Below are 20,675 nucleotides of genomic sequence, written 5' to 3' on the forward strand. Positions count from 1 at the left end.
CCCCGTGCGCTTCGACGAACGTTTCCTGGACGAACTCAAGTCCCGCCTTCGCCCCTCCGACGTGATCGGAAAGACGGTGAAGCTGCGGAAGCAGGGGCGCGAATATGTGGGGCTGTCGCCGTTCAACAAGGAGAAGACGCCCTCGTTCTATGTGAACGACGACAAGGGCCAGTTCTTCGACTTCTCGTCGGGCAAGACCGGCGACCTGATCACCTTCCTGCAGGAGACCGAGCGGCTGACCTTTGCGGAGGCCGTGGAGAAGCTGGCGGCCGAGGCGGGCCTGGCCCTGCCGGCGGTGGATCCGGCGGGCGCCGCCCAGGACAAGAAGCGCCAGGGCCTGTCCGACTGGCTGGAACTGGCGGCGCAATGGTTCGAGGCCGAGCTGCGCCGACCCGTGGGACAGGAGGCTCGGGCCTATCTGGAGCGCCGGGGGCTGCCGGAGAAGGAGTGGGCGCGGTTCCGGCTGGGCTATGCCCCGCCTGGACGCACCACTCTGAAAGACTACCTGGTCGCCAAGGGCGCCCGGCCCGCCGAACTGGTGGAGACGGGGATGCTGATCGCCCCGGAAGAGGGCGGCGCGCCTTACGACCGGTTCCGCGAGCGGATCATCTTTCCGATCACCGATGCGCGCGGGCGGGTGATCTCATTCGGGGGGCGGGCGCTCGATCCCAAGGCCCGCGCCAAGTACCTGAACGGCCCCGAAACCGTGGTCTTCCACAAGGGCCACCAGCTCTATGGCCTGGCCGAGGCGCGCAAGATCCTGGCGGCGGCGCCGACGGGCGAGACCCTGCCGCTGGCGGTGGTCGAAGGCTATATGGACGCGATCGCCTGCCAGAGGGCGGGCATCCCGGCGGTGGCGCCCATGGGCACGGCCCTGACCGAGGAGCAGATGGAGCTGCTCTGGCGGCACCATCCCGAGCCCACCCTGTGCTTTGACGGCGACCGGGCGGGCCGCCAGGCGGCGGGTCGGGCCATCGACCGGGCGCTGCCGCTGCTGAAACCGGGCAAGAGTTTCAGGTTCGCCATCGTCGAGGGCGGCAAGGACCCAGACGAGGTGCTGCGCGAGCAGGGGGCGGCGGCCCTGAAGGCCCAGATGGCCCAGACGACGCCCTTCGTGGAGGCCCTGTTCGTCCGCGAGCGAGACCTGGAGCCGCTGGACACGCCGGAGCGCCGGGCGGGCCTGAAGGCGCGCCTGCGACAATTGGCCGGGACCATCGCCGACAAGGACCTGCAGCAGGCCTATCGCGACGACCTGCTGACCCGACTGGACGCGATCTTCGCCCGCCCGGAGCGCGAACCGCGCCGGGAATGGACGCCGCAGGGGCCGGGCGGCGGGCGCAGGCGCGGGGCCTGGGGCCAGCCGCCGGTTCCCGCCGCGCCCACGGCGGAAGGCAAGGCGGCGGCCCGCAGGCTGGCTCATCGGCTCGATCTGACGGCGGCGGCCCTGGTGCGTTATGCGCTCAATGATCCGGTGGTGCTGGACGATCACCTGGAGGACGCGCTGACCGCTAACGGCTTCGGCGATACGGCGCTATCCGAATTGGCGAGGGAAATCATTCGCCTGCGTCTTGACCATGACCATCTTGACTCGGCCACCCTCACACGCCATCTGGCGTCTTGCGGGTATAGTACGCTGCTGACAGACATCGACCGGGCCGCTGCGACATCGAGCGCGCCCATCCTGAAAACGGATGTCTCCCTCGACGCGGCTAGATCCCAGTGGTCGCAAGCCTTCGCCCGTCTTTCCAGACTGGCGGCGCTCGACGAGGCTATAGCCGCCGCCAAGGGGAACCTGGGCGGGCGATCAGCTATGGAGACCCTCGAGCGCCTGAAAGGCGAACGCGACGCACTGAAACGCGCGATCAGGGACTGGAACGATTAAGGCGGTTGAAGGGGTCGTTTAGGTAAACGGCCTTTAAGCGACCGCACTTCACCATTGGCGGCGCGGCCCTCGCGGGGAGTGGGGCGGCGCCGGACCGGAGACTTAGATGAGCACGACCACCGCTGACACGGAAGCGACCGAGACCACCGGGGGCGACGGCCCGCTGCTCGACCTTACCGACGCCGGGGTAAAGAAGTTCATCAAACAGGCCAAGGCCCGCGGCTACGTCACGATGGACGAGCTGAACAAGGTGCTGCCCAGCGAGGAAGTCACCTCCGAGGCCATTGAAGACACTCTGGCCATGCTGTCGGAGATGGGCGTCAACGTCGTCGAGGCGGAAGAAGACGCCGAGGGCGGCGAGGTCGCGGTCCGCGAGGAAACCGCGGTGGTCGAGACGACCAAGGAGCCGGCCTACGACCGCACTGACGACCCGGTGCGCATGTACCTGCGCGAGATGGGCTCGGTGGAGCTGTTGTCGCGCGAGGGCGAAATCGCCATCGCCAAGCGCATCGAGGCCGGCCGCGACACGATGATCCGCGGGCTGTGCGAGAGCGCCCTGACCTTCGAAGCCATCATGGTGTGGCGTGAGGAACTGGGTTCCGGCCGCATCCTGCTGCGCGAAGTGATCGACCTTGAGCAGACCTATGGCGGCCAGAACGCCGCCGCCGCCGAACTGGCCAGCGCGGCCGAGGAGGAGGTCGACGCCGAGGAGACCGAGGACGGCGAGGCCGTCGCCAAGGCCGAGGGCGAGGACGACGACGATTTCGACGACGGCGCCGGCCCGACCATCAGCGCCATGGAAGGCGAGCTGCGCGAAGGGGTCATGGCGACCCTGGACGCCATCGCCGCCGAGTTCGACAGCTTCCGCGGCCTGCAGGAAAAGCTGGTCGGCAAGCGTCTGAAGGGCGAGGACCTCTCGGACGCCGACCGCAAGGCCTATGAGACGGCGACGATGACCATCGTCCAGCACCTCAAGACCCTGAAGCTGAACAACAATCGTATCGAGGCCCTGGTTGAGCAGCTGTATGCGATCAACAAGCGCCTGATGGGTCTGGAAGGCCGCCTGCTGCGCCTGGCCGACAGCTACGGCATCAGCCGCGGCGAGTTCCTGAAGGCCTATTTCGGCTCGGAAATGAGCCCGACCTGGTCCGACCAGGTGAAGACCCTGGGCGTGCGCTGGACCAAGTTCGCCGAGAACGACGCCCAGCAGATCAGCGACATCCGCTCCGAGATCGCCGCCCTGGCCACCGAGACCGGCGTGCCGATCGACGACTACCGCCGCATCGTCCAGACCGTGCAGAAGGGCGAGCGTGAGGCCCGTCAGGCCAAGAAGGAGATGGTCGAGGCCAACCTGCGCCTGGTGATCTCCATCGCCAAGAAGTACACCAACCGCGGCCTGCAATTCCTTGATCTTATTCAGGAAGGCAACATCGGCCTGATGAAGGCGGTCGACAAGTTCGAGTACCGCCGCGGCTATAAGTTCTCGACCTACGCCACCTGGTGGATCCGTCAGGCGATCACCCGCTCGATCGCCGACCAGGCCCGGACCATCCGCATCCCGGTGCACATGATCGAGACGATCAACAAGATCGTCCGCACGTCCCGCCAGATGCTGCACGAGATCGGCCGCGAGCCGACCCCGGAGGAACTGGCCGAGAAGCTGGCCATGCCGCTGGAGAAGGTCCGCAAGGTCCTGAAGATCGCCAAGGAGCCGATCTCCCTCGAAACCCCCATCGGGGACGAAGAGGATTCGCACCTCGGCGACTTCATCGAGGACAAGAACGCCGTCCTGCCGATCGATGCGGCCATCCAGTCGAACCTGCGCGAAACCACCACCCGGGTGCTGGCGTCGCTGACCCCGCGGGAAGAGCGCGTGCTGCGGATGCGCTTCGGCATCGGCATGAACACCGACCACACGCTGGAAGAGGTCGGCCAGCAGTTCAGCGTGACCCGCGAGCGGATCCGCCAGATCGAGGCCAAGGCCCTGCGCAAGCTGAAGCACCCCAGCCGGTCGCGGAAGCTGCGCTCGTTCCTGGACAGCTAAGAGCGTTGACGAGGTTCGCCGTCGGGTGGAGCATTCCCACATGGCCGACGGCGAACTGTTCCTGAAACTCGACGACGACACGGCGCGCCGCCTGCGTGCGGCGGCGGAGGCGGCCGGTCAGGCTGTTGAGAGCTATGCTGCGGAACTGATTTCCAGCGGGCTGGCCGGCGAATGGGCGGACTCTTTTGCGCGGCTCGCCGAGTATGATCGGACCGGGGACTACATGTCCCTTGAGGAGGGGGCCGCATACTTCCGGACCAAGCTTGAAGAGCGGCTCGCTAACCGCAAATGAGCCGTGAGGTTCGGCTCTCTCCGGCTGCGCAACGCGACTTTGATCGGCTCGTCGACTTCCTTGAATCCAAGAGCCCAAGGGCGGCTTGGCGTGCCGCCGAAACCATACTCGCAGGACTTTCCAGCCTGAGTGACCGGCCCGAGCGCGGCCGACCTGTCTTTTGAGAGCACAGGGAACTTGTCGTCCGCTTTGGGCGGGACGGCTACCTCGTCCGATACCGTGTCGATCCTGACGCCGTGATCGTCGCCAGCATCAAGCACATCCGCGAGCAGCGCTGAGCCTCACCCCCAGCCGTAGTTGAAGCTGATGGAGATGCGGGGGATCTTGGCGGCGTTAGCCTCAACCTCGTGGCGCAGCCAGCTTTCCCACATCAGGATCGTGCCGGGCTCGGGCTGCAGGTAGACGAAGCTGCGGCTGTCTTCGGGGGCGTCGGCTGTGCGCGGCGGGGCGGCCATCATCATCGCCAGGCGCGGGTCCTCCAGCTTCAGGGCGCTCGCGCCGGGCGGGGTGCGGACATAGATGGTGCCGGACAGGACGCTGTGCGGGTGGATGTGGCTGGTGTGGGCGGCGCCCGGCTTCAGCACGTTGACCCACAGGCTGTTCATCTTCAGCCGCGCGCCACCGAGGTCGAAGGAAAGATCGCGGGCGAACTGGGCGGCGTGCTTGTCGAGCTTGCGCTTCAAGACATCGAACACGCTCATCCGCTGGGGCAGGTCGTCCAGGGAGGCATAGGAGGTGTAGCCGCCGTAGCGGTGCTCGCGGCACCAGGCGCGGCCGGCCATGTCCTCCTGCGCCAAGGACAGGCAGGCCTCCTCCAGCTCGCTGTTGAGCTCGGCAAAGCCGCGCTCGGCGGCGAGGGAGGCCTCATAGACCCGGGTGACGAAGAGGGCGCGGACGGTCATGCCGTTCGGCTAGAGCCTCAGCCGTTGGACGGCAAGCCCGTAGCCTGAAACCGGAGCAGTTCGCTCATCAGGCTGGCGGCGACGCGCTGGTTCTCCAGGGTCGCCAGCGTCTGGAGCTTCTCCTGCTTCTGGGTCTCGAAATCGTGGTGCAGGGTGGCGGCGTCGCGAGGTTGCGCCTGCCCCTCGGCGGGCGGCAGGGGCGGCAGGGCCTGAGACAGCATGCCAAGCTGGACAAGCGGGGTGGTCTTCATGGTCTAACCTCCTCGCGAAACCGAATAGCCAAGCTCGGTTAAACGATCGCGTTTGGAAGTGGTAAAGTTGCGTTTGCCTTGAGTATCCGAGGCCTGAAACCTACCCGGATCGGGCGCGTTGCTTAGACGATCATGTTGAGGGCGTCGCGGGTCATCTGGTCAGCCGTGCGGATGACGCTGATGTTGGCGCTGTAGGCGGACTTGGCCTGGATCTGCTCCACCGTCTCGCTGACCATGTCGATGCTGGCGTTGGGCGAGCCGGCCTGGGCTGTGCGTTGAGCGGAGGCCTCAAAGCGGCGAGTGGCGGCGAGCATGCCGTACTGGGCGGTGGCGATGGGGTTCATGGGCGATCCTTCCTCGCGGAAGAGCTTGATCGATCGCGGTAAAGGCCAAGCCAGTAAATGTGGTGAATATCCGCGGCGCGCGGCCGCAGCCATCCTGGGTTATGCTCGGTCGAAGATCCGGAGGTCCCCCATGGTTCGCTTCAGTTTGATCGCTTTCGTCACCGCGCTCGCCGCCGGCCCCGCGCTGGCCGAGAGCCCGGTCGTTCCCGCCACCACCAGCGTCTGCCTGGACGTGAACGGCAGCCTGTTGCCCGTGGTCTGCCACGTGCAGGGCAGCCGCCTGGATCGGCGCGACACCATCTGCCAGTGCCCGGAAGGCGCGCGCACAGACGCCTCGGTTTGCGCGCCGGGCGAGCGGCCGCCGGTGGAGAACCTGGCCCTGTCGCGGGCGCGCAAGGTCGCGGGCAAGGACGGGACCCTTGTGGGCGACAGCTTCGAGGGTCGACGCATGTGCGTCGACCTCTCTCAGCGGTAAGCGCCTACTTGCCGAGCGCGGCGTAGGTCAGCTTCTGGAAGGCGGGCAGGGCGGCGCGGCCGCCCAGGCGTTGGCCGGTAGCCAGCTGGCTCGCGGCCTCGGGGCCGAGCGGCATGGAGTTCTGGATCAGGTAGATCATCACCATGTCTTCTTCTGGATCGGCCTGCCACCAGGTGCCAAAGGCGCCCGGCCAGCCGAAGGAGCCTTCAGAGCCCGCGCCCATCCAGGCCTGCTTCTCCGGGTCAGTGATCATCGAGACGCCGAGGCCGAAGCCCTGGCCCATCCAGAACGGGATGCCCATGAACGGGATTTCGCGCTGCTGGGGCGTCAGGCGGTTGGCGGTCATCAGGGCATGCGTCTCGGGGCTGATCAGCCGCACGCCGTCGAGTTCGCCCTTGTTCAGCATCAGGCGCGCGAACTTCAGATAGTCATCGGCCGTGGAGATCAGGCCGCCGCCGCCGCCGCAGAAATGCGGAGCGTGGTCCTCATGCGGGAAGGAGACGTCGTCCAGCCGGTCATTGGCCTCATCCAGGCGATAGAGGTGGGCCATGCGGTCGCGCTTTTCGGGCGGGCACCAGAAGTCGGTGTCGACCATGCCGAGCGGCCCCAGGATGCGCTGCATCAGAAAGTCACGGAACGGCATGCCGGCGATGCGGCCGACCAGGAAGCCCAGGACGTCGGTGGCGTGGCTGTAGTGGAAGCGTTCGCCGGGCGCGAAGGACAGGGGAAGGCCCGCCAGCTTCTCCATCCACTGGTCCGGCCCATGCGGGTTGCTCAGCGGCGAGCCCAGGGCGTGCTCGTAGGCGTGGGCGATGGGACCGATCGAGGTGAAGCCATAGGCCAGACCCGAGCGGTGGGTCATCAGGTCCTCGATGGTGATGTCGCGCGGGGCGTCATAGACCTGGTCCAGCGGGCCGGTGGGGTCCTTCAGCACCTTCATGTTGGAGAACTCAGGCGCCCACTTGGTGATGGGGTCGTCGAGCTTGAGCTTGCCTTCCTCCATCAGCATCAGGGCGGCGACGGAGGTGACCGGCTTGGTCATGGAGGCGATGCGGAACATGGTGTCCCGGGTCATCGGCGCCTTGGCCGCCACGTCGCGCCAGCCCAGCGTGTTCAACTGGACGATCTCACCCTTGCGCCAGGTCAGGGTCACGAACCCCGAAAGGTCGCCCGCATCGACCACGGTCTGCAGATGCTTGGGGATACCGGCCAAAACCTCGGCCGAAAGGCCCGGTTGCGACTTGGAGATCTGGCTTCCGTCCATGGTCCTGGCGTCCTTCCCTGATGCGGCTCATCATACCGTCTATTCGGATAACCAATGGGCGGGGCCGATGGGCGCCGTCAAGCGGGGGGAAGGCGATGGCGTACGAGCGGGCGCGACAGAGGCTGGCGCCGACCAGCGTGTTCATCGGGCGGGTGCTGACCAATCTGCTGGTCGTGCTGATGTTGGTGGCGGCCTCCCTGGCGGTGGGGATGTGGGGCTATCACACCCTGGAAGGGGAGCCGTGGATCGACGCCTTTGCGGATGCGTCCATGATCCTGTCGGGGATGGGGCCGCTGAACCCGTTGCAGAACGATCAGGCCAAGCTGTTCGCCGGGGCCTATGCGCTTTATTCGGGGCTGTTCCTGGTGGCTGCGGCGGGGCTGATCCTGTCGCCGGTGCTGCATCGGATCCTGCACCGGATGCATGCGGCCGATGAAGACGAGAATCCGCCAGAGACGTGAGAGAGGCTTTGACCGAATGGCTCTGAAGGATGCGCTGTCGCCGCTTGGCCTGTTCTCGGCCCTGACGCCCAAGGACCCGTCGCGGCGCGTGCTGACCGCAGCGCCCTTCGGCCCGGGTCCGCGGCAAAGGCTCGATGTCTATGCGCCTCCGAAGGCGGAGGTTCCGGCGCCGGTGGCGGTGTTCTTCTATGGCGGGTCCTGGGAGACCGGGCGGCGCCAGGACTATGGCTGGGCGGCGCGGGCGCTTGCCGCCAAGGGCTTCCTCACCCTCCTGCCGGACTACAGGATCTATCCGGAAGCCGTCTATCCGGCCTTCCTGGAGGACGGGGCGGCGGCGGTGCGCTGGGCTGTGGAGCATGCGCCGGCGCACGGTGGGGATCCGCAGCGCATCGTGCTCGCCGGGCATTCGGCCGGCGCCTACATCGCCACCATGCTGGGCCTGGAGCCGCGCTGGCTGGACGCTGCCCAGGTGGAGCGGTCGCGGATCAAGGCCATCGCCGGCCTGTCCGGTCCCTATGAGTTCGTGCCGTTCAAGAACGACACCATCATCCGCACCTTCGGCCATGCGGACGACCCGCACCTGACCCAGCCCTGGCCACATGTGACCCCGGCCGCGCCGCCGGTCTTCCTGGGCCACGGCGACAGCGACAAGCTGGTCGGCCGCCGCAACCTGCGCACCCTGGCCGAGGCCTATCGCAAGCACGGGGCGACGGTGGAGGACCGGATCTATCCGGGCCTGGACCACGCCGGGATGGTGCTGGCCCTGTCCAAGCCGTTCCGTCGGCGGGGGACGGTGCTGGAGGATATGAGTGGGTTTCTGAGGCGGTGGGTTTAAGGGGAGCTCCCCTCCCCGCAGGGGGGGCTTTAGGTTACGAACACGGCGTCCCGTCCAGCTGCCGCTGATAGGCGGCGACCAGGCTGAGGTAGGGGGGCAGGAAGGTGTGGATCACCACGGGCTTGCCGTCGGTGGTGGTCCCGGCGACGCCGGCCCGCATCTCGAAGTGGGTGTGGATGGTGGTGGGCGTCTTGCCGAAGTCGTTGGAGGTCTTGCCCAGGTGGTCGCCGGCCTTGACCTCGGAGCCCTCGTGGACCGCCAACTCCTTCATGGTCATGTGCAGGTAGCGATAGACCCGGTGCGGCGGGGCCGCGGCGACCAGGGTGACGGTGTAGGTCCCGATGTCGGTGATGACGCCATCCTCGGCGGCCAGCACCCAATGGGCGTTCTTCTTGCAGCTGGCCGGGCGGATGTCCTGGCCCTGGTGGCCTGTGCCCGAGGCGCAGACCGGACTGGCATAGCCGCGGGCCTCACAGAAGTTGTCGCGCCAGGGCAGGGAATAGTTGGAGGCGTCGCACTGGCTGGGCTTGTCCTTCGGCCCCTTGCCGCCGCCCGCCCCATAGACCTGGGAATTGGCGAAGCCGCCGTCGGCCATGGGGAAGCAGAGATTGGGCGACCAGACCGTGCGGTCGAGATAGCCGGAGCCTGAGCCCGGGATCAGGTCGCCGGCCTCGCCATGCTGGAAGCTGGCGACCACCGGAGGGGCCTCGCCGGGATTGGCCGGGCTAGCGGGGCCGGCGGGCAGGGCCTCGTCCGAGGGCTGTTCCGCGCCGCCGTCGCCGACCGGCTCGCCGGGATCGGCGGCCGGCGTGGGGTGAGCCGGCGTCGCGGGCTGCCCCGGCTGGGCCGGCGCGGGCGGCTGCTTTTTTTCGCAGGCGGTCAGGGCCAGCAGGGCGAGCGAGGCCAGAAGGACGGTCTTGCGCATGGTCAGCCTCCCAGACCGGCGGCCTGGCGGGCGGCCTTGCCCATCACCACGCTGGTGGAGCGAGCCACCAGCTGGCGGACCAGGGCGTCATCGCGGCAGCGGGCGTCGGTGGGTTCGTCGCAGCGAAGCTCCACCGTGTAGAGCACCCCGTAGCGGACAAAGCTGGCCAGCTGGCCGTCGATGGTGCGCTGGATCACTAGGTCCTCCGGGCCGACCTGGGTGCGCAAGGGCGCGGTGACCGGCAGGCTGACCTTGGCGGTGGTCCCGGTGAGCGCCCAGCCGGCGCCGGCGATGTCGGCGCTGATCGCGTAGTAGTCGCCGAAGGAATAGATCCGGGCCGTTTAGAAGCCCGGCGCAACCGGCAGCAGGATCGGCAGGCGGGTGCGGTCGACAGTGGCCTGATCAAGGCCCAGCCCCGCGGCGGCCTGAGGCCCTTGGCCCTGGCTCTGGCGCAGGCCCCCAACGGCGGCGGCCCAGTCGACGCCGCCCCGCGGGGCGGCCGTGGCGCGGGTCAGAGGCGTGGAGGGCCGGACCTGGGAGGCCGCCGGCGCGGCCGCGAGCGCCAGCGCCACCAGCAATCCCAGACGCGGCAGGTTTCGTGGTTCCATCGTCAGCCCCCCGGCTTGATCCCCAGATTGAGCATGGCTGCTTTTTCAGGGCTTGTTAACCAAAGGTTGCGGCCGGGCGGCCGGAATTCGCCTCCGGTGACGTGGCGTCGTGGGCGGCGCGCAATTGAACGGTCCCCGTATCGGGGCTATATCCGCGCTCCCCGCATCAGAGAGACCTCCCCATGCTCGTGACCCTGATGAAGGCCAAGCTGCACCGCGCGACGGTGACCCAGGCCGACATGGACTATGAAGGCTCCATCGCCATCGACCGTGATCTGCTGGACGCCTCGGGCATCCTGCCGCACGAGCAGGTGGACGTGCTGAACATCACCACCGGCGCCCGGTTCACCACCTACGCCATCGAGGCGCCGCGCGGCTCCAAGGTCATCGGCGTGAACGGCGCCGCCGCCCGCCTGGTCCAGACCAACGACAAGGTGATCATCGTCACCTACGGCATGCTGCCGGAGGAAGAGGCGCGGAACTATTCGCCCACCGTCGTGCTGCTGGACGACGGCAATCAGATCAAGAAGGCCGCGTGATGCGCCCCGCGGCGGCTCTCGTCCTTGTCACCCTGGGGCTTGTTCCGCTGAGCTTGGCCGCCTGCGCGCCCCAGGCCGGCAAGGCGATCAACAAGGACCAGCTGGACGATGCGGTCGGCGCGGCTATCGGCGATCCCAACACCTGCGTGGTGCTGGCCTCGCGCAGCGGCAAGACCGTGGTCTACGAGTTCGGCAACTACCTGACCTGCACCCATCCCTGGCCGGACTGCGCCGGGGGCAAGCGTACGGCGCGGGACTTCCTGAACCAGACCATCGGCAAGGCCGAGGCGACCCGTGAGAGCTGCGCCAGCCTGGAAGACGGCTCGCGCGGCGTGGCGTGGTCGGCCGGCCCGACGCCGGATCCGGACCTGGCCTACGCCGCGGCCATGGAAGGCCCGAACGTGCCGCCGGGCGTGGTCATCGCCGACAAGCTAAAGGCGGCGTTCGAGAAGGCGGGGCTTTAGCGGCCGCCGACGTCACGTCCTCCTGGATTGGCGTCCACGAACCACACGAACCACACGAACGAGGGCTTCTCCCTCTTTGTCGTCATGGCCGGCCTTGTGCCGGCCACCCATACGCGCCTGATCCTGCCGATACGGAGTTCATGGATGGCCGGGACAAGCCCGGCCATGACGGCTTTGGGGGTTTACCGGCCCAGTTCGTACACCGCGCTGATGTCGACGCGGACGGCGATTTCGCCGGCGGCGACAGGGGTGGACTCGGCCTTGTCGAAGCGGGCCATGGCCAGCATCGGCACGGGCGAGGGCGGGGTGTAGCCGCCGCCTTCCGACAGGGTGACCAGGCGCTGGACCTTGTAGCCGGTGGCCGCCGCATAGAGGTTGGCCTTGGCGGCGAGCGCCTTGACCGCTTGCAGCCGGGCGGCGTTCTCGGCCGCGGACGGATCGGACAGGCCGAAATTGATGCCGTTGACCTGGTTGGCGCCGGCGTTGACCGTGGCGTCCACCGCCTGGCCGAGCTTGGCCAGGTCGCGGACCACGATGGTCACCTGGTTGGACGCCTGATAGCCGCGCAGCTTGGGCGGCTCGTTCTGGACGTAGTCGTACTGGGCCGACAGGTTCAGGTTCGAGGTCTGGACGTCCTTGTCGGCGATCCCGGCCCGCTTCAGGGCGGCGATGACCTTGGTCATCTGGGCGGCGTTGGCCTGCATGGCGCCGGCCGCGGTCGCAGCCTCGGTGTTCACGCCCAGATTGATGGTCGCCATGTCCGGCGTGACGCGGGTCTCGCCATAGGCCGACAGGTTCAGGGTGGTGGCCTGAACCCCGGGCGGCGCGGCGGGCGCGGCCGCCTGGGCCAGGGCGGCGGGGGCGGCCGCCGAGGCGGCGATCAGGAGGCCGAAGGCGCCGGCGCGGGCGAGGGTGGTCATTGAAGTCTCCCTGAAGGGCTGTGAACTCGAACCTAGCTGCGCCGCTCTCAAAGCGCGAGCGACAGCGCAGGTTCCCCTCCTCGCAAATCCAACATGAACGCAGGCTTTAAGGCCCGTGCAGCCCGTGGTAACCGAGCGCTCCGCAGCGCTGCAGGGGCCTGTAGCTCAATGGTTAGAGCCGACCGCTCATAACGGTCTGGTTGCAGGTTCGAGTCCTGCCGGGCCCACCAGCCTTCGCTTGCTTCGCAAGCTACGGCTCGGCAAGCCAGCCCACTGAGTAGGATGCGAAGCTAGCGAAGGCTGCGTCGCTATTCCGCCGCCGCCGCTGCGGCGATTTCGTGGGCGGGGGTCCAGACGTAGGCGTTGACGAGGCCTGGGGTCAGGCGGCCCTGGTCCTGGTAGCCCTTGAGCTCCAGCAGCAGGCCGGGGTCGATTGAGGCGAAGCGGGAGCCGAAGCTGACGCCGCCCTTGTTGTCGGGGCCGGGCGCGAAGAGGGCGGCGTTGATCTCGGGCTGCTTGATGACGAGCATGGCGGCGGCCTTGCGCGCCATGTGCGGCTGGGCGCTCGCCAGGTTCGGGGTGCGGGCGAACTCGTCCGTGATCATCCGGACCAGCTTGAGGGTCGGGATCGTGCGCAAATGGGCCACGACGTCGAACGACACGAGGTTCGACAGTTCCAGGTCCAATACGGTGTCATTGAGCAGGAAATGCACCGCCACGCCCTCCTTTCCACAGCGCGGGAATTTCGCCGAACGCGGTTAGGGCTTGGTTGACACCTGGCTACGGGGTGACCCGGATTGGGGCGCGCGGGGCGGCTTGCCTTCCGCACGGACAGCCGGCGAAGCTGGCCGCCAATTCAAAAGCGACAAGACGAGGAAACGACCATGGCCATCGACTTCGACATTCCGGCGGAGGCCAAGGCCATCCGCGAGACGGTGCGCGCCTGGGTGCAGGACGAGTGCATCCCGGCCGAGAAGCGCCTGGTCGCCGGCGAGGACTACAAGACCGTGCTGGGCGAGCTGCGCACCAAGGCGCGGGCGCGGGGCCTGTGGTGCCCCTTCATCCCCAAGGAATACGGCGGCATGGGCCTGGGCCCGCTGGCCAACGCCCTGGTGCAGATGGAGTTGGGCGAGAGCTATCTGGGCGCCCTGTCGATGAACACCCAAGGACCTGATGACGCCACCATGCTGACCCTGCTGGAGCACGGCACGCCGTTCCAGAAGGAGAAGTACCTGAAGCCGCTGCTGAACGGCGAGAAGCGCATCTGCTACTCGATGACCGAGAAGGCGGCCGGCGCCGACGCCACCGGCATGCAGACCCGCGCGGTCAAGGACGGCAACGAGAACTACATCCTGAACGGCGAGAAGTGGTTCTCCTCGGCCGCCAGCGTCGCCGATATCGCCGTGGTGATGGCCAAGACCGACCCGGACGCCCCGCGCCACCGCCAGTTCTCGACCTTCATCGTCGAGCTGCCCAACCCCGGCTATCGCATCGTGCGCGACATCGGGACCATGGCCGCTGAAGGCCCGCTCTCCCACGTGCTGGGCGGCGGGCATTCCGAGGTCGAGATCAAGGACCTGGTGGTGCCGGCCGAGAACCTGCTGGGCGGGGAGGGCAACGGCTTCGCCATGGGCCAGCACCGCCTGGCCTACGGCCGTCTGCGTCACGGGATGCACAATGTCGCTATGGCCCAGCGGGCGCTCGACCTGGCCACCGCCCACGTGACCAGCCGCTCAACCTTCGGCAAGCCGCTGGACGAGCGCCAGGGGGTGCAGTGGATGCTGGCGGACTGCGCCAGCGAACTCTACATGGCCCGGCTGATGCTGATGCACATCGCCTACAAGGCCGAGCGCGGCATGGACCTTCGGCAGGAGAACTCCATCGCCAAGGTGTTCCTGGCCCACATGGTGCACAAGGTGGTGGACACCGCCATCCAGCTGCACGGGGCGCTGGGCTATTCCACCGATACGCCCCTGGCGCGCTGGTACACTCACATCCGCTCGCAGCGGCTGGTGGATGGGCCGGACGAGGTGCACCGCTGGACGGTGGGCCGCAATGTGATCAAGGCCTTCAAGGAACACGGCACCACGGCCTCGGCGGCCGGCGGCGACCTGCTCTGAGGCCCTAGAGGGGTGGCGGCCCGGCCGTCACCCCTTAAGGGCGTTCACATAGGTTCCCATGTCGAAGTAGTCGCGCCAGACGGCGATCTTGCCGTCGCGCATCTCAAAGACCCCGCAGCAGGGCAGGTTGACCGGCTTGGCGCCGACCAGGGTGCGGTCCAGGCGCTCGGCGATGACCACGTCGCCCTTGGACATCAGGTTGAGGATGTCCCACTCGGTGGCGGTCCAGTCCTTCAGGAAGGCCCCGATGAAGCCCTTCAGGGCTGCATGCCCCGCGACCGGCTGGGTCGGCATGTTGTGATAGACGCCATCGGGGGTGAAGAAGGCCGTCAGCTCCTCCGGATCGCGCCGGCTCCAGGCCTCGATGAACGTCCGGATGATGTCTTCGTTGGCCTGGCTCACGCGCGCCTCCCTTTGGGCTTTTGACCTGCTTAGCGGTTCCCGAACGGGGCCTCCAGGCTGACCTGGGGTTCGGTGAACCAGGCCGCGCCGTCCTCGGTGACGTAGAAGTGGTCTTCCAGGCGCACGCCGAACTGGTCGGGGATGACGATCATCGGCTCATTGGAGAAGCACATGCCGGGCTGCAGCGGGGTCTTGTCGCCGCGCACCAGATAGGGCGCCTCGTGGATCGACAGACCGATGCCGTGGCCGGTGCGATGGGGCAGGCCGGGCAGGGCGTAGTCGGGGCCGAGGCCCTCGGCTTCCAGGACGGCGCGGGCGACGGCGTCGATCTGTTCGCAAGGCACGCCCGGCTTCACGGCGGCGAAGGCGGCGGCCTGGGCGCGCTTCTCGATCTCCCAGATCCGGCGGTGTTCGGGGCTGGGTTCACCGAAGACATAGGTGCGGGTGATGTCGGAGTTGTAGCCCTGGACCCGGCAGCCGGTGTCGATCAGCACCAGGTCGCCGGACGTGAGCGTCTGTTCGCCGGGCAGGCCGTGGGGATAGGCGCTGGCCACCCCGAACTGCACCGCGCAAAAGCTGGAGCCGTCATCGGCCCCGAGCGCCCGATGCGCCTGATCGATGAAGCGGCGGACCTCGCCGGTGGTGATCCCCTCGGCCAGGATGCGGGCGGCGCGGCGGTGGACTTCCAGGGTCATGGCCTTGGCCTGGGCCATCAGGGCCAGTTCGGCCGGCGACTTTGTCATCCGGCAGCCGTCGACCACCGGCGCGGCCTCCAACAGTTCCAGGCCAGGGGACGTCTTGGCCAGGCCATTGGCGACCGAGAAGGGCGCGGCGGGGTCGAGGGCCAGGCGGGTGGCTCCCAGGTCGGCGAGCATGGCGGCGGCGAGCGCGCAGGGGTTTTCGTGCTCCTCCCACAGGGCGATCCCGGCCGCGATGGCGAGGCTGGCTTCCAGGGAGCCCAGTTCGAAGCGCGGGCAGATCATGCGCGGGGCGCCGTCCACCGGCAGCAGCAGGGCCACCAGGCGCTCCGTGGCGCCCCAGGCGACGCCGGTGAAATAGCGCAGGCTGGCGCCGGCGGTGATCAGCAGGGCCTGGGCGCCCATCTCGCGGGTCAGGGCGCGGGCGCGGTCCAGGCGTTGGAGTCGCTCGTCCTGGCTGATGGGCGCCGCGGGGGTCGGCCAGGGGCGCAGGTCCGCCAGTTCCGCCGCCGCGGTCGAGCCGCCAATCCCGTATCCCGCCATCTCTTCGATCCCTCGCCTTACCCAAATCGGGCCACGTCGCCGGCCTGAGTAAACCCAAATTCAACCCGCGCACCGCGAGATGGTAGCCCAGCAACCGGGACGGGTTTCCATGAGCGCGCGGCGCAGTCTTCCCAGCACTAATCTCACGCGGGCCGATCTTTCGGAACTGTGCGTGCTGGTGGTGGACGACCATGGCCATACCGCGCGCCTGATCGCCGACATCCTGCGCGCCGGCGGGGTAGGGCGGGTGCATGTGAAGACCGACTCCAAGCACGCCCTGGCTAGCCTGCACGCGATCAATCCGGACATCATCTTCACCGACCGGATGATGCCCTACATGGACGGCCTGACCTTTGCGCAGACCATCCGCCAGGCGGCCCTGGTGGGCGGCGACGTCGTCCCCCGTCCGGAAATCCCCATCGTCATGGTCACCAGCCAGGCGGCGCTGCTGGACGTGGAGCTGGCCCGCCAGGCCGGCGTCAACGAGTTCGTGCTGAAGCCCTTCACGCCCGCGGCCCTGCTGTCGCGGATCGAGCTGGTGCTGCGCAAGCCCCGGCCCTTTGTGGTCAGCGAGTCCTATGTGGGGCCTGACCGGCGTCGCAAGGCGCAGCTGGACTATTCCGGCCCGACGCGGCGCCGCTCCGATCCGGTGGAAATGTCGGACGCCGGCGAACGCAACCTGACCCGCCAGACCATCGCGGTCGAGCTGGCCGCCCTGCGCCGGCTGATCCGCGCCCGCGGCGGCCTGGACCGCAGCCTGATGCAGATGACCCACCGGGTGATCCAGCACACCCGCTTCCGCGCCCTGCAGGTGCGCGACCGCACCGTGGAGCGGACCACAAACTCGCTGCTGGCCTATATCGACGCCGTCGGCGGGCCGGAGGCTTGCGACCGCGAGATCCTGGAAGTGCACTTCGACGCCATCGTCACCCTGATGGGGATCGATGAGGCCGACACGGCCCAGGCGGACAAGATCATCCGCAATCTTGAGCTGACGGTGGAGTACAAGGCCGCCGAGCGCCTGAAGGAAGAGGCGCGGCTCAAGACCGAAATGCCCATCGCGGTCTGAGACGGACCAGCCTATATGGGCGGCCATGGCCGAAGCCTTCAACGACCTGACCCTGCCCGCCGAAAAGGCGGAGCGCTACGCCACGCTCGCCGAGGAGATCGCCTCGGTGTTGGCGGGCGAGCCCAACCTGACCGCGCGCATGGCGACGGTGGCCTCCATGCTGGCCAACAGCTTTGCGCACTATTTCTGGACCGGCTTCTATGTGGTCGACCCGGCCAAGGGCGACGAGCTGGTGGTCGGGCCTTACCAGGGCACGCTGGGCTGCCTGCGGATCGCCTTCGGGCGCGGGGTCTGCGGGACGGCGGCGGCGACGCGCACCACCCAGGTGGTGGAGGACGTGCACGCCTTTCCGGGACACATCGCCTGCGACAGCCGCTCGGCCAGCGAGATCGTGGTCCCGGTGTTCGGCAAGGCGGGCGAGCTGATCGCCGTGCTGGACGTGGATTCCGAGGCGCCGGCGGCGTTCGACGCGACGGACAAGGCCTGGCTGGAACGCATACTGGCGGCCACCTTCAGCTAGGTCTTCCCGGTCCGGTGCTTGCAGGAAGTGGGGAAAATTTCCCCTTCCGGGACACATTGCACCGATGACCGCCCAGACCCTGCATCCCGCCGAACTGTCCCTGGTCGATATCGCGGCCTGGCGCGCCCTGTGCGCGGCCGAGCCGGCCTACGCCAATCCGCTGATGGGTCCGGACTTCGCCCTGGCCGTGGGCGAGGTGAGGGGCGACACCCGCGTGACGGTGTGGCGGCGCGACGGGCGGGCGGTGGCCTTCCTGGCGCATCATCGCCGTCCGGGCGGCCTGGCGCGGCCGGTTGGCGCGCCGCTCAGCGACTATCACGGCGTTGTGGCCGAAGCCGGTTTCGACGGCCTGGCGGCCATGGCCGAGGCCGGCCTGTCCGCCTATCCCTTCACCGGCCTGATCGATCCGGCCGGCCCGCTTTCGGGCGCGGTGGCCGGCGAGCGTGAAGCCTATGTGATCGAACTCGACGGGGAACCGGCCGAGTATCTTGAGGCCCTGCGCGCCGCCAGCCCCAAGCGGTTCAAGAACTATCGCCGCCTGGACCACAAGCTGGACCGCGAGGTGGGCGAACTCAGCGTCCGTGCGCCCGATTGGGACGAGGCGGCCTTTGAGCAATTGCTCACCTGGAAGCGCGAGCAGCTGATCCGCACCGGGGCGCATGATTTCCTGGGGCCGGACTGGACGCGCGACCTGCTGCGCAATCTGTTCGCCCGCCGCGAGGGCGAGTTCCAGGGCCTGATGATCAACCTCTATGCCGGCGACCGGCTGGTGGCGGGGCACTTCGGCATTCGCCTGGGCGGCGTCTATCACCCCTGGATCGCCTCCACCGACCCGGCCCTGGCCGCCTGGTCGCCGGGCCAGGTGTTCCTGCTGCGGGCCATCGACGCCATGGGGCCTCTGGGCCTGACCAGCTACGACATCGGCCCCGGCCACGATCACTACAAGAAGCCCTATGCCCGCACCGTGCGCCGGATCGGCCAGGGGCTGGCGGCCACCGACAGCGCCTTTGGCCTGGCCGCCAAGGTCGCCGAGAGCGCCTGGATGTGGGCCGGCGCGGGCCGTGAAGGATTTGTCGACAAGGTCAAGCGCAGACTGGACACCATCGCCATGGTGGAGACGTCGCTGGCCGGCCGCGTGCGGGGCCTCGCCGCCGCCGCCGGGGCGCTGCGCAAGTCCGACCCGGAATCCGAGGCCGCCTAGATGTCCGCCCCGCACGTCAGTCTGATCATCCCGACCCAGCGCCGGCTGGAGGGACTGACGACGGCCGTGCGCTCGACGTTCCGCCAGCAGGGGATCGAGGCTTCGAGCCTTGAGCTGGTGGTGGTGGACAATGACGTCCAGCCCTCGGCCCAGGCCACCGTCGAGGCCCTGGCCGCCGAGGCGCCGTTCCCGGTCATCTATGTGCATGAGCCGGAGCCGGGCGTGGCCAACGCCCGCAACGCCGCCATGGCCAAGGCGCGCGGCGCCTTTATCGCTTTCCTGGACGACGACGAGGAGGCTCCCGAGGGCTGGCTCGCCGCCTTGCTGGCGGCCCAGAAGCAGTTCGAGGCCGATGTCGTTTTTGGTCCCGTGCGGGGCCGGGCGCCGGCCGAGATCGCGCGCCATCGCGGCTATCTGGAATGGTTCTTCTCGCGGGTCGGCCCGGCTGAGGCCCAGCTGCTGGACCACTATTACGGCTGCGGCGACAGCCTTTTGAAACGCTCCAGCCTGCCCGATCCGGTCGCGCCGTTCTCGGCCATCCGCAACCACATCGGCGGCGAAGACGACCTGTTGTTCGGGGCCATGAAGGATCGCGGTTCGCGCTTCGCCTGGGCGCCTGAGGCCTGGGTCTGGGAAGACCCGGTCCCGGCCCGCCTGACCCTCGACTACACGATCCGCCGGGCCTTTGCGTATGGCCAGGGACCGAGCTCGGCCTGCGCGATCCAGCACGACCGGCTGGGGATCGCCCGCTGGATGCTGATCGGCCTGGCCCAGGCCGCGGTCTATGGCGCCGTGGCCCTGGCCCAGCGGCTGATCGGCTCGGAACGCTACGCCTTTACGCTCGACCGGGCCGCCCGAGGCCTGGGCAAGACCCTGTGGTGGGGTCCCTTCAAGATTCACTTCTACGGCCTGAGGCCCGCGACATGAGCATCATCAAGGACTGGACCCCGGAGAAGGGGCGCGCCTTCACCCGCGAGAACCTCGCCTTCGAGCACGGCCTGCACGAGCGGCCGATGTTCGACGACGCCGGCCTCGAGCAGCTGCTGGACACCTATCCGCGCGAAAAGCTCGGCGTCTTCACCATGGGCGAGGACCCCAAGGCCTGGACCACCTGGCGCCGCGGTCGGGCTGACAACCTGTCTGGCGGACAGCTGCTGGAGGCGGCCAAGTCGGGCCGCATCTGGCTGAACCTGCGCCACACCAATGAGTACCTGGAGCCCTATCGCCAGCTGGAGGCGGAAATCTTCGCCGAGAAGCACGCGCATGCGCCGGGCCTGAAGACCTTCAAGCGCGACCTGGGCATGCTGATCTCGTCGGCCAACGCCCAGGTCTTCTATCATCTGGACGTCTCGCTGGTGACCCTTTGGCAGCTGCGCGGCCAGAAGCAGGTCTGGGTCTATCCGGTCGAGGAGCCCTATGTGGGCGAGCAGGACCTGGAGCGGATCGTCCTGCGCGAGACCGCCGAGCAGTTCGCCTTCGATCCCGCCTGGGACGCCGGCGCCGAAAGCCACATCCTGACCCCTGGCAAGATGGTCACCTGGAAGCAGAACGCCCCGCACCGGATCGAGAACGGCCCGATGCTGAATGTCTCGCTGTCCATCGAGTTCATGACGCCCCAGGCCCTGATGCGGGCCAATGTCATCTACGCCAACGGCCTGATGCGCCGCCGGCTTGGCGCGCAGCCGAAGCTGGTGGACGGCTTCACCCCGGGCAATATCGGCAAGCTGGCCGTGGCGCGGGGCGCCAAGGCGCTTAATCTGCAGAAGCCCAACGAGCGGGTCCTGCCCCCCAGCTTCCGGCTGGACGCGGGCCGGCCGGGTCTGCTGCTGCCGGCCTGAACCACCGCTCCCAGGCTTGACCCCGCAGGGGTTAGAGAGCCATTTGGCTTCCGCCACGGCGCCTGAGATAGAGACGCC

Annotated in this window: 27 protein-coding genes and 1 tRNA gene; 17 read left to right on the forward strand and 11 right to left on the reverse strand. The window is 68.2% G+C overall.

What is annotated here, in order from left to right; genetic code table 11:
• Positions 1–4 precede the first annotated feature (4 nt).
• From dnaG to ACFQ27_RS06800, 4 genes are all read left to right on the forward strand, one after another.
• Entirely contained in the window at positions 5–1,882 is a 1,878-nt protein-coding gene (dnaG, locus tag ACFQ27_RS06785) for a DNA primase (RefSeq protein ID WP_374344993.1), read from the forward strand.
• Between the two features lie 106 nt (positions 1,883–1,988).
• Positions 1,989–3,926: an RNA polymerase sigma factor RpoD gene (gene rpoD / locus ACFQ27_RS06790; protein ID WP_377353071.1), complete on the forward strand. Its 1,938-nt coding sequence runs from the start codon at positions 1,989–1,991 to the stop codon at positions 3,924–3,926.
• A gap of 40 nt (positions 3,927–3,966) precedes the next feature.
• Positions 3,967–4,218 (forward strand): hypothetical protein, encoded by a 252-nt coding sequence (locus tag ACFQ27_RS06795; RefSeq protein WP_377353072.1) that lies wholly within the window; start codon positions 3,967–3,969, stop codon positions 4,216–4,218.
• Positions 4,215–4,382 (forward strand): type II toxin-antitoxin system RelE/ParE family toxin, encoded by a 168-nt coding sequence (locus ACFQ27_RS06800; protein WP_377353073.1) that lies wholly within the window; start codon positions 4,215–4,217, stop codon positions 4,380–4,382. The genes ACFQ27_RS06795 and ACFQ27_RS06800 overlap by 4 nt, the downstream gene beginning before the upstream one ends.
• A 117-nt stretch (positions 4,383–4,499) precedes the next feature.
• Here the strand turns inward: ACFQ27_RS06800 and ACFQ27_RS06805 are convergent, their stop codons facing one another.
• The 3 genes from ACFQ27_RS06805 to ACFQ27_RS06815 all read right to left on the reverse strand — a co-directional run bounded on the left by ACFQ27_RS06805 (position 4,500) and on the right by ACFQ27_RS06815 (position 5,715).
• The gene (locus ACFQ27_RS06805) at positions 4,500–5,120 is read right to left on the reverse strand and encodes a TIGR02466 family protein (RefSeq protein WP_374344989.1); all 621 of its coding nucleotides are present in this window, start codon (positions 5,118–5,120) and stop codon (positions 4,500–4,502) included.
• A gap of 17 nt (positions 5,121–5,137) precedes the next feature.
• The gene (locus ACFQ27_RS06810; protein WP_374344988.1) at positions 5,138–5,371 is read right to left on the reverse strand and encodes a hypothetical protein; all 234 of its coding nucleotides are present in this window, start codon (positions 5,369–5,371) and stop codon (positions 5,138–5,140) included.
• Positions 5,372–5,493: 122 nt separating this feature from the next.
• Complete coding sequence (locus ACFQ27_RS06815; RefSeq protein ID WP_374344987.1) at positions 5,494–5,715, reverse strand: flagellar basal body rod C-terminal domain-containing protein; 222 nt, start codon at positions 5,713–5,715, stop codon at positions 5,494–5,496.
• 130 nt (positions 5,716–5,845) lie between these two features.
• Between ACFQ27_RS06815 and ACFQ27_RS06820 the strand changes: the two genes are divergently transcribed.
• Positions 5,846–6,190 carry a hypothetical protein gene (locus ACFQ27_RS06820; RefSeq protein ID WP_374344986.1) on the forward strand — a complete coding sequence of 115 codons (345 nt, stop codon included), beginning with the start codon at positions 5,846–5,848 and terminating at the stop codon, positions 6,188–6,190.
• A gap of 4 nt (positions 6,191–6,194) precedes the next feature.
• On the opposite strand, the gene ACFQ27_RS06825 is transcribed toward ACFQ27_RS06820, so the two are convergent.
• Entirely contained in the window at positions 6,195–7,454 is a 1,260-nt protein-coding gene (locus ACFQ27_RS06825) for a serine hydrolase domain-containing protein (protein WP_374344985.1), read from the reverse strand.
• Between the two features lie 95 nt (positions 7,455–7,549).
• On the opposite strand from ACFQ27_RS06825, the gene ACFQ27_RS06830 reads away from it, so the two are divergent.
• Positions 7,550–7,915, forward strand: coding sequence for a hypothetical protein (locus ACFQ27_RS06830; RefSeq protein WP_374344984.1), 366 nt, complete (start codon positions 7,550–7,552; stop codon positions 7,913–7,915).
• A 16-nt stretch (positions 7,916–7,931) separates the two neighbouring features.
• On the forward strand, positions 7,932–8,750 hold the full coding sequence (locus ACFQ27_RS06835) for an alpha/beta hydrolase (protein WP_374344983.1): 819 nt from the start codon (positions 7,932–7,934) through the stop codon (positions 8,748–8,750).
• 34 nt (positions 8,751–8,784) lie between these two features.
• On the opposite strand, the gene ACFQ27_RS06840 is transcribed toward ACFQ27_RS06835, so the two are convergent.
• Positions 8,785–9,675 carry a M23 family metallopeptidase gene (locus ACFQ27_RS06840; protein ID WP_377353074.1) on the reverse strand — a complete coding sequence of 297 codons (891 nt, stop codon included), beginning with the start codon at positions 9,673–9,675 and terminating at the stop codon, positions 8,785–8,787.
• Positions 9,676–9,677: 2 nt separating this feature from the next.
• Entirely contained in the window at positions 9,678–9,872 is a 195-nt protein-coding gene (locus tag ACFQ27_RS06845; protein WP_377353075.1) for a hypothetical protein, read from the reverse strand.
• Here ACFQ27_RS06845 and ACFQ27_RS06850 point away from each other — a divergent pair.
• On the forward strand, positions 9,859–9,987 hold the full coding sequence (locus ACFQ27_RS06850) for a hypothetical protein (protein ID WP_377353076.1): 129 nt from the start codon (positions 9,859–9,861) through the stop codon (positions 9,985–9,987). The genes ACFQ27_RS06845 and ACFQ27_RS06850 overlap by 14 nt on opposite strands.
• A gap of 29 nt (positions 9,988–10,016) precedes the next feature.
• Here the strand turns inward: ACFQ27_RS06850 and ACFQ27_RS06855 are convergent, their stop codons facing one another.
• Positions 10,017–10,283 carry a hypothetical protein gene (locus ACFQ27_RS06855; protein WP_377353077.1) on the reverse strand — a complete coding sequence of 89 codons (267 nt, stop codon included), beginning with the start codon at positions 10,281–10,283 and terminating at the stop codon, positions 10,017–10,019.
• Positions 10,284–10,465: 182 nt separating this feature from the next.
• Here ACFQ27_RS06855 and panD point away from each other — a divergent pair, with 182 nt between their 5' ends.
• Both panD and ACFQ27_RS06865 read left to right on the forward strand, forming a co-directional pair.
• Positions 10,466–10,822, forward strand: coding sequence for an aspartate 1-decarboxylase (gene panD, locus ACFQ27_RS06860; RefSeq protein ID WP_374344979.1), 357 nt, complete (start codon positions 10,466–10,468; stop codon positions 10,820–10,822).
• Entirely contained in the window at positions 10,822–11,286 is a 465-nt protein-coding gene (locus ACFQ27_RS06865; protein ID WP_377353078.1) for a hypothetical protein, read from the forward strand. The genes panD and ACFQ27_RS06865 overlap by 1 nt, the downstream gene beginning before the upstream one ends.
• A gap of 182 nt (positions 11,287–11,468) precedes the next feature.
• Here the strand turns inward: ACFQ27_RS06865 and ACFQ27_RS06870 are convergent, their stop codons facing one another.
• Entirely contained in the window at positions 11,469–12,206 is a 738-nt protein-coding gene (locus ACFQ27_RS06870; RefSeq protein WP_377353079.1) for an SIMPL domain-containing protein, read from the reverse strand.
• Between the two features lie 154 nt (positions 12,207–12,360).
• Between ACFQ27_RS06870 and ACFQ27_RS06875 the strand changes: the two genes are divergently transcribed.
• Positions 12,361–12,436: transfer RNA gene (locus ACFQ27_RS06875), tRNA-Ile, on the forward strand.
• Between the two features lie 78 nt (positions 12,437–12,514).
• On the opposite strand, the gene ACFQ27_RS06880 is transcribed toward ACFQ27_RS06875, so the two are convergent.
• Positions 12,515–12,925, reverse strand: coding sequence for a hypothetical protein (locus ACFQ27_RS06880; RefSeq protein ID WP_374344973.1), 411 nt, complete (start codon positions 12,923–12,925; stop codon positions 12,515–12,517).
• A gap of 165 nt (positions 12,926–13,090) precedes the next feature.
• Here ACFQ27_RS06880 and ACFQ27_RS06885 point away from each other — a divergent pair, with 165 nt between their 5' ends.
• Positions 13,091–14,326, forward strand: coding sequence for an acyl-CoA dehydrogenase family protein (locus ACFQ27_RS06885; protein WP_374344972.1), 1,236 nt, complete (start codon positions 13,091–13,093; stop codon positions 14,324–14,326).
• A 27-nt stretch (positions 14,327–14,353) separates the two neighbouring features.
• On the opposite strand, the gene ACFQ27_RS06890 is transcribed toward ACFQ27_RS06885, so the two are convergent.
• Positions 14,354–14,728, reverse strand: a complete 375-nt coding sequence (locus tag ACFQ27_RS06890) for a limonene-1,2-epoxide hydrolase family protein (protein ID WP_377353080.1) — start codon at positions 14,726–14,728, stop codon at positions 14,354–14,356.
• 29 nt (positions 14,729–14,757) lie between these two features.
• Positions 14,758–15,969: a M24 family metallopeptidase gene (locus ACFQ27_RS06895; protein WP_377353082.1), complete on the reverse strand. Its 1,212-nt coding sequence runs from the start codon at positions 15,967–15,969 to the stop codon at positions 14,758–14,760.
• 109 nt (positions 15,970–16,078) lie between these two features.
• On the opposite strand from ACFQ27_RS06895, the gene ACFQ27_RS06900 reads away from it, so the two are divergent.
• From ACFQ27_RS06900 to ACFQ27_RS06920, 5 genes are all read left to right on the forward strand, one after another.
• Entirely contained in the window at positions 16,079–17,038 is a 960-nt protein-coding gene (locus ACFQ27_RS06900; protein WP_377353083.1) for a response regulator, read from the forward strand.
• Positions 17,039–17,063: 25 nt separating this feature from the next.
• Positions 17,064–17,558 carry a GAF domain-containing protein gene (locus ACFQ27_RS06905; RefSeq protein ID WP_377353084.1) on the forward strand — a complete coding sequence of 165 codons (495 nt, stop codon included), beginning with the start codon at positions 17,064–17,066 and terminating at the stop codon, positions 17,556–17,558.
• A gap of 64 nt (positions 17,559–17,622) precedes the next feature.
• Positions 17,623–18,759 (forward strand): GNAT family N-acetyltransferase, encoded by a 1,137-nt coding sequence (locus tag ACFQ27_RS06910; protein WP_377353085.1) that lies wholly within the window; start codon positions 17,623–17,625, stop codon positions 18,757–18,759.
• The gene (locus ACFQ27_RS06915) at positions 18,760–19,686 is read left to right on the forward strand and encodes a glycosyltransferase family 2 protein (protein WP_377353086.1); all 927 of its coding nucleotides are present in this window, start codon (positions 18,760–18,762) and stop codon (positions 19,684–19,686) included.
• On the forward strand, positions 19,683–20,597 hold the full coding sequence (locus tag ACFQ27_RS06920; protein WP_377353087.1) for a hypothetical protein: 915 nt from the start codon (positions 19,683–19,685) through the stop codon (positions 20,595–20,597). The genes ACFQ27_RS06915 and ACFQ27_RS06920 overlap by 4 nt, the downstream gene beginning before the upstream one ends.
• Positions 20,598–20,675: the final 78 nt, after the last annotated feature.

This window comes from Phenylobacterium conjunctum (assembly GCF_042679085.1).
In the GTDB taxonomy this organism is placed as follows: domain Bacteria; phylum Pseudomonadota; class Alphaproteobacteria; order Caulobacterales; family Caulobacteraceae; genus Phenylobacterium; species Phenylobacterium conjunctum.